Below are 9,119 nucleotides of genomic sequence, written 5' to 3' on the forward strand. Positions count from 1 at the left end.
GGCAGTACCGGAGCGCCGCACACCGCCGAGTCGTACGGCACCGCAGCGCCGGCGGGGACCGCACAATCGCCCACTGCGGGGACCGCACAATCGCCCACCACGGGGACCGCACAATCACCCACCACGGGGACCGGGCATTCGCCCACCGCGAGCACCGGGCATTCGCCGACGCCGCCCGATGTCGCTCGTGAGGAGATCGCCGGCAACTACCGGCCGAGCGAGGGCCAGAGGGACGAATCGCTCGAGCACTCGATGCCCGGGCATACCGCGTCGACACCGGCCGCCCCGTCCGGCACCGCACACTCGGCGGCGGACACCGCCCGCCACGCGGCGCGCGGCGGCACCGGCGGTGAGCAGGAGATCGTCGGTCCGGGGCCGACGGGGCCGGCGCACTTCACGCCGCCGCAGCCGGCCGGCACCGACACCAGCACGACCGACGCGAAGACGGACACGGCCGCGACAGGCAGCGCGGACGACGATCGACCGCGCAAGCCGCGCCTGGTGCGCCGCGTCGTGACCACGGAGTACTACGAGGAATCGCCGGACGACGCGACCGACACCGACCGTTCCTGATCCACATACGAAGCCGGGACGGCCACATCGCATGTGGCCGTCCCGGCTTCGTCGTGCGGTCTACAACCAGGTGTCCTCCGTGACCGAGGTGAGGAACGCTTCGAGGTCGTCGCGCCAGGGTGCCGGAGTGGTCTTCTCCGGTTCGATCCCGGTGTACTGCCCCCGGTAGAAGAGCAGCGGGCGCTCCTTGTCGTCGCGCACTTCGCTCAGCGACGACACACGCCCGAACACCACCCAGTGGTCTCCCCCGTCGTGCGCCGTCTCGACCGTGCAGTCGATGTGCGCGAGCGATCCGGTGAGGACGGGTGAGCCCAGCGGTGAGGACGTCCAGTCGAGGCCGGCGAACTTGTCGGGTTCGCGGGAGCCGAACCGCGCGCAGGTCTGCTGCTGCTCCTCGGCGAGAACGTTGACGCAGAACCGGCCGGCTCGTTCGATCGCCGCCCACGACCGCGACTGCTTCGTGGGGCAGAACAGCACCAACGGCGGGTCGAGCGACAACGCGGCGAACGACTGGCACGCGAATCCCACCGGCGTTCCGTCGTCCTCGGTGGTGGTGATGACGGTGACGCCGGTGCAGAATTGTCCGAGCACGGTGCGGAACGCCCGCGGGTCGATCGCACCGTCCCGTCCGGCCTCCGGCGCGGTCATCACTGCATTCCCACCGAGAAGTCGTGCCCCCACAGGCTCACGGCCGTGGATTCACGGGCGATCCAGTCGTCGTCCTCGACCTGCAGCCCCTCGCAACCGAATTCGACGTCGAATCCCCCCGGGGTCTTCATGTAGAAGGACAGCATCTTGTCGTTCACGTGGCGCCCCAGCGTCGCGGACATCCTGACCTTCTTCCGCAGCGCGCGGTCGAGGGCGAGACCGACGTCGTCGGAGTTCTCCACCTCGATCATGAGGTGCACGATGCCCGACGGGGTGGGCATGGGCAGGAAGGCGAGACTGTGGTGGCGCGGGTTGCATCCGAAAAACCTCAGCCAGGCGGGTTTTCCGTCGGCGGGCCGGCCGACCATCTGCGGGGGCATCCGCATGGAGTCGCGCAGACGGAAACCGAGCACGTCGCGGTAGAAGCGCAGCGATTCCTCGTCGTCGCGGGTCGAGAGCACCACGTGCCCGAGACCCTGTTCACCGGTGACGAACTTGTGCCCGTACGGGCTGACCACGCGGCGATGTTCGAGCGCGGCACCGTGGAACGCCTCGAGCGTGTTGCCCGACGGATCCTGGAAGACGATCAGTTCGTCGACGCGACGATCGGCGAGCTGCTCGGCGGTACCCTCCTTGAACGGCACGCCCGCCGCCGAGAGGCTGTCGCGAACCGACTGGAGATCGGCGGCGTTCGCGGTCTCCCACCCCGAGACGAGCAGCGTGTCGGACTCGTGCGGCTCGATCACGAGCCGGGCCGGGAAGTCGTCCATCCGCAGGTACAGCGCATCGGAGTGGACGCCCTTGCCCTCGATCATGCCGAGGACCTTCAGACCGTACTCGCGCCAGGCCGGTACGTCGGTAGCGCCGATCCGCAGATATGCCAGCGACCGGATACTCATCTATTCGACTCCATCCGTGAGGAAATCCACTGTCAGGCGGTTGAATTCGTCGAACTTCTCGAGCTGTGCCCAGTGGCCGCATCCACCGAACACGTGCAGTTGGGCACGGGGGATCATCTTCAGGGCGACGAGAGCACCGTCGAGCGGGTTCACGCGGTCCTCGCGGCCCCAGATCAGCAGGACCCGCTGGCGGAGCTTGTAGGCGTCGCGCCAGAGCATCCCCTTCTCGAATTCGGCGCTGGAGAACGACTTTCCCATCGCCTTCGCCGCGGCGAGCGACTCGGGGGTGCTCGCCGACGCGAACCGCTCCTCGACGAGCTCGGGAGTGATCAGCGACTGGTCGAAGACCATGATCCGCAGGAACGCCTCGAGATTCTCACGGGTGGGCTCGTACGAGAACCGGCCGAGATTCTTGACGCCCTCGGTGGGATCGGGCGCGAACAGGTTGACGCTCAGCCCACCCGGGCCCATCAGGACGAGCCGTCCGGCGCGCTCGGGGTGGTCGAGGGCGAACCGCACAGCCGCGCCACCGCCCAGCGAGTTGCCGAGGAGGTGGACGCGATCGGTGATGCCGAGGGTGTCGAGCAGATCCTTCAGCGCCGACGAACTGTGGACGAAGTACTGCGGATGCTCGGTGGGCTTGTCGGATCTGCCGTAACCCGGCTGATCGACGGCGAGCACGTGGAACCGTTGTGCCAGCACCGGGATGTTCCTGGCGAAGTTCGACCACGACGACGCGCCCGGCCCACCGCCGTGGAGCAGCACGATCGTGGTGTCGTTGCCGACGCCGGCTTCGTGGTAGTGCAGGCGGAGGTCGTCGCGGACCTGCGCGAAACGGGAGGTCGATTCGTAGGTGATCTCGTCGAGTGCGGTCACATCCACCCCTAGACCATCGTGTCGGTGATCGGCAGGCCGAACTCGGCGGCACCGAACATCACGTAGGCGCGTTCGGCATCGTTGGCGGCGTGCACGCGACCGGCGTGTGCGTCGCGCCAGAAACGCTGGATCGGTGTGCCGTCCGCGAGTGCGGTGGCACCCGAGTTCTCGAAGAGGCGGTCGATCGACGCGATGGCACGGCCGGTCGCGCGGACCTGGTCGCGACGTGCCCGCAGACGCAGTTCCATCGGAACCTCCCGTCCGGCGACCAGATGGGCGTATTCGTCGGCGACGTTGCCCGACAGCTGGCGCCATGCGGCGTCGATGTCGCTGGACGCCTCGGCGATGCGGATCTTGGCGAACGGATCGTCCTTGGCCTTCTCGCCGGCGTAGGCGGCGCGGACCCGTTTGCCCTGGTGCTCGACGTGCGCCGCGTACGCGCCGTAGGCCATACCGACGATGGGTGTCGAAATGGTCGTGGGATGGATGGTGCCCCACGGCATCTTGTAGACGGGTGCGGTGTTGCGCTCGAGCCCGGGCGAGGTGAGATCGTTCATGCTCTTGAAGCTGAGGAACCGGTGGGTGGGGACGAAGACGTCCTTCACCTTCACCGTGTTGGATCCGGTGCCCCGCAGGCCGACCACGTGCCACACGTCGTCGATCTCGTATTCGGACCGCGGGATCAGGAAGCTGCCGAAGTCCACGGGCCGGCCGTCCTTGATGACCGGGCCACCGACGACGACCCAGCTCGCGTGGTCGCATCCCGACGACCAGGCCCAGGCCCCGTTGACCTTGTATCCGCCGTCGACGACCTCACCGGCGCCCATGGGTGCGTAGGACGAGGAGATCCGCACGTCGGTGTCGTCGCCCCAGACCTCTTCCTGCGCCTGCTGCCCGAAGAGCGCGAGATGCCAGTTGTGGACGCCGATGATGCCGGAGACCCAGCCGGTCGATCCGCACGCGCTCGCGATGTCGCGTACCGCGGTGTAGAAGGTGACGGGATCGGCCTCGTATCCGCCCCACTGCGCCGGTTGCAGAAGTTTGAAGAAACCGGCTTCCTGGAGTTCCTTGATCGAGTCGTCGGGTACCCGGCGCAGATTCTCGGCCTCCTGCGCCCGTTCGCGCAGCGTGGGCAGCAGAGCGTCGATCCGCTGCAGTACCTCGTGGCTGTCGTGGTCGCCCACTGGACGCTCCCGTCTGTTCAGGAAATGATCGCTTGTACCGAGACTAGAACATGTTCTTATTCGTGTCGAGATGCAGGCGCACCGCAGGTAGGCAATCCCTATAGAGGGACCAAAGTCCCCGAACCCTTCCCCTCCGCACGCGAGTTCTATAACGTGTTCTAGAGATGATTTCCGGAAGGAAGTGAGCGGACATGGCACAGATTCGCGAGATCGACGTCGGAGAGGTCCGGACGCGTTTCGCGCGAGGCTGGCACTGCCTCGGCCTCGGTCGCACGTTCAGGGACGGCAAGCCCCACGCCGTCGAGGCCTTCGGCACGAAACTCGTGGTGTGGGCCGACAGCAACGGCGATCTGAAGGTGCTCGACGCGTACTGCCGCCACATGGGTGGCGACCTGTCGCAAGGGGAGATCAAGGGTGACTCGGTCGCCTGCCCGTTCCACGACTGGCGGTGGGGCGGCAACGGCAAGTGCACCGACATCCCCTATGCGCGTCGCGTCCCACCGCTCGCGCGAACCCGGGCGTGGACGACGATGGAGCGCCACGGACAGCTGTTCGTCTGGAACGACCCCGAGGGCAACGAGCCACCGGCGGACGTCACGATCCCCGAGATCGAGCAGTACGGCAGCGACGAATGGACGGACTGGACCTGGAACCAGATCCTCATCGAAGGTTCCAACTGCCGGGAGATCATCGACAACGTCGTCGACATGGCGCACTTCTTCTACATCCACTACGCCTTCCCCACGTTCTTCAAGAACGTCTTCGAGGGGCATATCGCCGAGCAGTACCTCAACACCCGGGGGCGGCCGGACAAGGGCATGGCGACGCAGTACGGCATGGAGTCGACACTCCGGTCGTATGCGGCCTATTACGGCCCCTCCTACATGATCAATCCGCTCGAGAACAACTACGGCGGGTACCGGACCGAATCCGTGTTGATCAACTGTCATTACCCGATCACGCACGATTCGTTCATGCTCCAGTACGGCGTCATCGTCAAGAAGCCCACGGGCATGTCGGCGGAGCAGTCGGATGCACTGGCCGCCAAGCTCACCGAAGGTGTCGGTGAGGGCTTCCTGCAGGACGTCGAGATCTGGAAGAACAAGACCAAGATCGAGAATCCGCTGCTGTGCGACGAGGACGGTCCGGTCTACCAGCTCCGGCGCTGGTACGAGCAGTTCTACGTCGACGTCGCCGACGTGACGGAGAAGATGACGGGCCGCTTCGAGTTCGAAGTCGACACCGCCAAGGCGAACGAGGCCTGGGAGAAGGAAGTCGCCGAGAACCTCGAACGCACGAAGCGCGAGGAAGAACAGGGCCAGCAGGAAGCGGAGGTCTGACGATGAGCGCCTCGGCCCGACAGAGCAGGTGGGCGAAGTCCCCGGACTTCTCCGAGTGGCCCGGCCGGGCCGAGGCCGTCGCCGCTCAGACCGCCATCGACAAGATCAATTATCTGGAGTCCGGCCAGCACGAGGTACGGTGCCGCGAGTGCGGCACGTGCGTCCTCGTCCGCAAAAGCAGCCTCTCGCACACGAGCGTGCAGTGGCAGGAGGATCCGGACACCGTGTGCCCGACCTTCCGAGGAAACACCTCGACGCGAGGTTCGTCCATCACGCCGCGCGAAGGGTGTCCGCAACTCGGGGCGAGCATCGACCGGGCCGTGCTCGACGGCACCCTTCCCGTGCCCGACGGATCCCCCACCTGACCGACCCCGTCACCGATCCACCACGCGACAGCACCGTCCCACCGACGGTGCTGTCGCGTTCCCTTTCCTCGGTGGTATCGGGTTCCACTGCCGACATCACGCCGTCTTCGGTTCACGCCCAGGACTCTTCGTTTTCGGGGATGGACTCGGCACCACCATTTCTATAACGTGTTCTACATGACGAAGCAGGAATACGACATCGTTGTCGTCGGCAGCGGTGCCGGCGGGATGACCGCCGCCGTCACCGCCGCCCGCAAGGGTGCCGACGTGGTCCTGATCGAGAAGGCGCCGCGCTACGGCGGGTCGAGCGCCCGATCGGGCGGCGGTGTGTGGATCCCGAACAACGAGGCACTGAAGGCCGCCGGGGTGGACGACACCCCCGAGGAAGCCCGGAAGTACCTCCACAGCATCATCGGCGACGACGTGCCCGCCGAGAAGATCGACACCTATATCGATCGCGGACCGGAGATGCTCTCCTTCGTCCTGAAGAACAGCGCGCTCGAACTGCAGTGGGTACCGGGCTATTCCGACTACTACCCCGAGGCGCCCGGCGGACGGCCCGGGGGCCGTTCGGTGGAACCGGCACCTTTCGACGGGCGCCGCCTCGGCGAGGATCTCGCACTCCTCGAACCCGATTACGCCCGCGCTCCCAAGAACTTCGTCATCACCCAGGCCGACTACAAGTGGCTGAACCTGCTCATGCGCAACCCGCGCGGACCGGTGCGCGCCATGCGGGTCGGGGCGCGTTTCGTCTGGGCGAATCTCACCAGGAAGCACCTGCTCGTCCGGGGCCAGGCGCTCATGGCCGGTCTGCGAATCGGCCTGCGCGACGCCGGCGTCCCCCTCCTCCTGGAAACCGCGCTCACCGATCTCGTCGTCGAGGACGGCACCGTGCGCGGTGTCGAGGTCGTCGCGAACGGTGAGAAGCGCATCATCCGCGCCCGCAAGGGCGTGATCCTCGCCAGCGGCGGTTTCGAGCACAACGCCGAGATGCGGGCGCAGTACCAGCGTCAGCCGATCGGCACCGAGTGGACCGTGGGGGCGAAGGCCAACACCGGCGACGGCATCCTCGCCGGACAGAAGCTCGGCGCCGCAGTCGACTTCATGGACGACGCCTGGTGGGGACCGTCCTTCACGCTCACCGGCGGCCCGTGGTTCGCACTGTCGGAACGCAGTCTCCCCGGTTGCCTCATGGTCAATACAGCGGGCAAGCGCTTCGTCAACGAGTCGGCGCCCTACGTCGAGGCGACCCATGCGATGTACGGCGGCAAGCACGGACGCGGCGACGGTCCGGGAGAGAACACCCCCAGCTGGCTGATCCTCGATCAGCGTTACCGCGACCGCTACACCTTCGCCGGCATCACGCCCCGCACCCCCTTCCCCCGCCGGTGGTTCGAGGCCGGCGTACTCGTCAAGGCCGGTTCCATCGCCGAACTCGCCGAGAGGATCGGGGTGCCGGCCGACGCCCTCACCGAGACCGTGCAGCGGTTCAACAGGTTCGCACGCGCCGGGAAGGACGAGGACTTCGGCCGCGGCGAATCCCACTACGACCACTACTACGGGGACCCGCGCAACAAGCCGAACCCGAGCCTCGGCGTGGTCGACAAGGCCCCGTTCTACGCGTTCGCGGTGGTCCCCGGTGATCTCGGCACCAAGGGTGGCCTCGTCACCGACGTCCACGGCCGGGTCCTGCGCGAGGACGGCACCGTGATCGACGGCCTCTACGCGACCGGCAACGTCAGCTCGCCGGTCATGGGCCACACCTATGCCGGCCCCGGCGCCACCATCGGACCGGCGATGACCTTCGGCTACCTCGCGGCACTCGACATCCTCGACCGCACACGTGACGACCACACCGGAGAAATGCGAGCATCCGCCGACACCGTGTGACCCGACCGACCCGAGTTCGAGCCGTAGAAAGGAAGCGCCTGTGCCCATCGACCCCTCGGTTGCCGTCGGAGCCGAACTGCCCGCCCAGGAATTCGAGTGGAACAGTACCGATGTCCAGCTCTACAACCTCGGCATCGGTGCCGGTTCCCGTCCGACCGACGCAGGCGAACTCCGATACCTCCACGACAAGGAGCCCCAGGCGCTCCCCACCTTCGCGACCGTCGCCGCGACCTTCCACCAGGTCGAGCCGCCGAAGGTGTCGTTCCCCGGAATCGAGATCGATCTCGCCCGAGTCGTCCACGGCAGTCAGGAGGTGACCGTGCACGCACCCGTCCCGGCTTCGGGCAAGGGACGCACGATCACCCGCATCGCCGAGGTATGGGACAAGGGCAAGGCCGCTGTCGTGGTCCAGGAATCGAGGACCGAGGATCTCGACGGCACCCCCCTGTGGACCGCACGGTCGTCGATCTTCGCTCGCGGCGAGGGCGGTTTCGGCGGTGAACGTGGACCGTCGGAGTCGGTGGAGTACCCCGACCGCGCGCCGGATGCCGAGTTCGACGTGCCCACCCTGCCTCAGCAAGCGTTGCTGTACCGGCTGTGCGGCGACCGCAACCCGCTCCATTCCGATCCGGAATTCGCTTCCGCTGCAGGATTTCCCGCACCCATTCTGCACGGGCTGTGCACCTACGGCATCGTGTGCAGGGCCGTGACCGACAACCTGCTGGATGCGGACGCGTCCCGCGTGAAAGGATTCCGTGCCCGTTTCGCCGGCGTGGTCTTCCCCGGCGAGACACTCCGGGTACGCGTCTGGAACGACGGCGAACGCAAGCTCGTCACCGCATCCGTGGTCGAACGCGACCTCGCCCCCGCCCTGACCGACGTGGTACTCACCGTGGCCTGAGCGCCGCGCCCCCGAAAAGAGCGACATACGACATGACACTTCGTGATTCGTCGCCGCGCCTGTCGCGGCGCGGCTTCCTTGCGGCCGGTGCAGGCGCGCTGGCCGTCACCGCGATCGGCGGCTGGACTCCGGTCCACGCGGTTCCTTCCGGATCGGCAGGAGCGACGCTCCCTACCCCACCGGGCTTTCCCGAGGGCATCGAGCTCTATCAGCAGGCGTACCAGAACTGGTCGAAAGAGATCATGCTGGACGCGATCCAGACCTGTGCGCCGCGCACTCCCGACGACATCGTGCGTCTCGTGAACTGGGCACACCGGAGCGGATACACCATCCGACCGCGCGGAGCGATGCACGGCTGGACACCGCTGACGATCGTCAACGGTGCGCCCGTCGACCGGGTGATCCTCGCCGACACCATGCTCCACCTCAACCGGGTGCAGGTG

At 66.9% G+C, this 9,119-nt stretch carries 8 protein-coding genes and 2 pseudogenes; 6 read left to right on the top strand and 4 right to left on the bottom strand.

Annotated features, from left to right (window positions below; translation table 11 throughout):
- Nucleotides 1-573 (top strand): annotated as a pseudogene (locus R1101_RS26390) (hypothetical protein); the annotation flags it as partial.
- A gap of 60 nt (nucleotides 574-633) precedes the next feature.
- On the opposite strand, the gene hsaB reads toward R1101_RS26390, so the two are convergent.
- From hsaB to hsaA, 4 genes are read right to left on the bottom strand one after another with little or no spacing between them, the layout of a single operon-like run.
- Nucleotides 634-1,221, bottom strand: a complete 588-nt coding sequence (gene hsaB / locus R1101_RS0110770) for a 3-hydroxy-9,10-secoandrosta-1,3,5(10)-triene-9,17-dione monooxygenase reductase subunit (RefSeq protein WP_016933443.1) — start codon at nucleotides 1,219-1,221, stop codon at nucleotides 634-636.
- On the bottom strand, nucleotides 1,221-2,120 hold the full coding sequence (gene hsaC, locus R1101_RS0110775) for an iron-dependent extradiol dioxygenase HsaC (protein WP_016933444.1): 900 nt from the start codon (nucleotides 2,118-2,120) through the stop codon (nucleotides 1,221-1,223). Before hsaC ends, hsaB begins: the two co-directional genes overlap by 1 nt.
- Nucleotides 2,121-2,996 (bottom strand): 4,5:9,10-diseco-3-hydroxy-5,9,17-trioxoandrosta-1(10),2-diene-4-oate hydrolase, encoded by an 876-nt coding sequence (gene hsaD, locus R1101_RS0110780; RefSeq protein ID WP_016933445.1) that lies wholly within the window; start codon nucleotides 2,994-2,996, stop codon nucleotides 2,121-2,123.
- A gap of 8 nt (nucleotides 2,997-3,004) precedes the next feature.
- Nucleotides 3,005-4,180 carry a 3-hydroxy-9,10-secoandrosta-1,3,5(10)-triene-9,17-dione monooxygenase oxygenase subunit gene (gene hsaA, locus R1101_RS0110785; protein WP_016933446.1) on the bottom strand — a complete coding sequence of 392 codons (1,176 nt, stop codon included), beginning with the start codon at nucleotides 4,178-4,180 and terminating at the stop codon, nucleotides 3,005-3,007.
- Nucleotides 4,181-4,371: 191 nt separating this feature from the next.
- Between hsaA and R1101_RS0110790 the strand changes: the two genes are divergently transcribed.
- The 5 genes and pseudogenes from R1101_RS0110790 to R1101_RS26395 form a co-directional block, all read left to right on the top strand.
- Nucleotides 4,372-5,520, top strand: coding sequence for a Rieske 2Fe-2S domain-containing protein (locus R1101_RS0110790; RefSeq protein WP_016933447.1), 1,149 nt, complete (start codon nucleotides 4,372-4,374; stop codon nucleotides 5,518-5,520).
- 2 nt (nucleotides 5,521-5,522) lie between these two features.
- On the top strand, nucleotides 5,523-5,885 hold the full coding sequence (locus R1101_RS0110795; protein ID WP_016933448.1) for a hypothetical protein: 363 nt from the start codon (nucleotides 5,523-5,525) through the stop codon (nucleotides 5,883-5,885).
- Nucleotides 5,886-6,062: 177 nt separating this feature from the next.
- A complete protein-coding gene (gene kstD, locus R1101_RS0110800) occupies nucleotides 6,063-7,775 on the top strand; it encodes a 3-oxosteroid 1-dehydrogenase (protein WP_198420259.1) in 1,713 nt (570 codons plus the stop codon).
- Nucleotides 7,776-7,815: 40 nt separating this feature from the next.
- Entirely contained in the window at nucleotides 7,816-8,676 is an 861-nt protein-coding gene (locus tag R1101_RS0110805) for a MaoC/PaaZ C-terminal domain-containing protein (RefSeq protein WP_016933450.1), read from the top strand.
- A gap of 32 nt (nucleotides 8,677-8,708) precedes the next feature.
- Nucleotides 8,709-9,119 (top strand): annotated as a pseudogene (locus tag R1101_RS26395) (cholesterol oxidase substrate-binding domain-containing protein); the annotation flags it as partial.

This window comes from Rhodococcus sp. R1101 (assembly GCF_000278445.1).
Lineage (GTDB): Bacteria > Actinomycetota > Actinomycetes > Mycobacteriales > Mycobacteriaceae > Rhodococcus > Rhodococcus gordoniae.

Coding starts and splice junctions, on each gene's coding strand:
- hsaB (WP_016933443.1), bottom strand. CDS start 1,221: ATGACCGCGCCGGAGGCCGGACGGGACGGTGCGATCGACCCGCGGGCG.
- hsaC (WP_016933444.1), bottom strand. CDS start 2,120: ATGAGTATCCGGTCGCTGGCATATCTGCGGATCGGCGCTACCGACGTA.
- R1101_RS0110790 (WP_016933447.1), top strand. CDS start 4,372: ATGGCACAGATTCGCGAGATCGACGTCGGAGAGGTCCGGACGCGTTTC.
- R1101_RS0110795 (WP_016933448.1), top strand. CDS start 5,523: ATGAGCGCCTCGGCCCGACAGAGCAGGTGGGCGAAGTCCCCGGACTTC.
- kstD (WP_198420259.1), top strand. CDS start 6,063: ATGACGAAGCAGGAATACGACATCGTTGTCGTCGGCAGCGGTGCCGGC.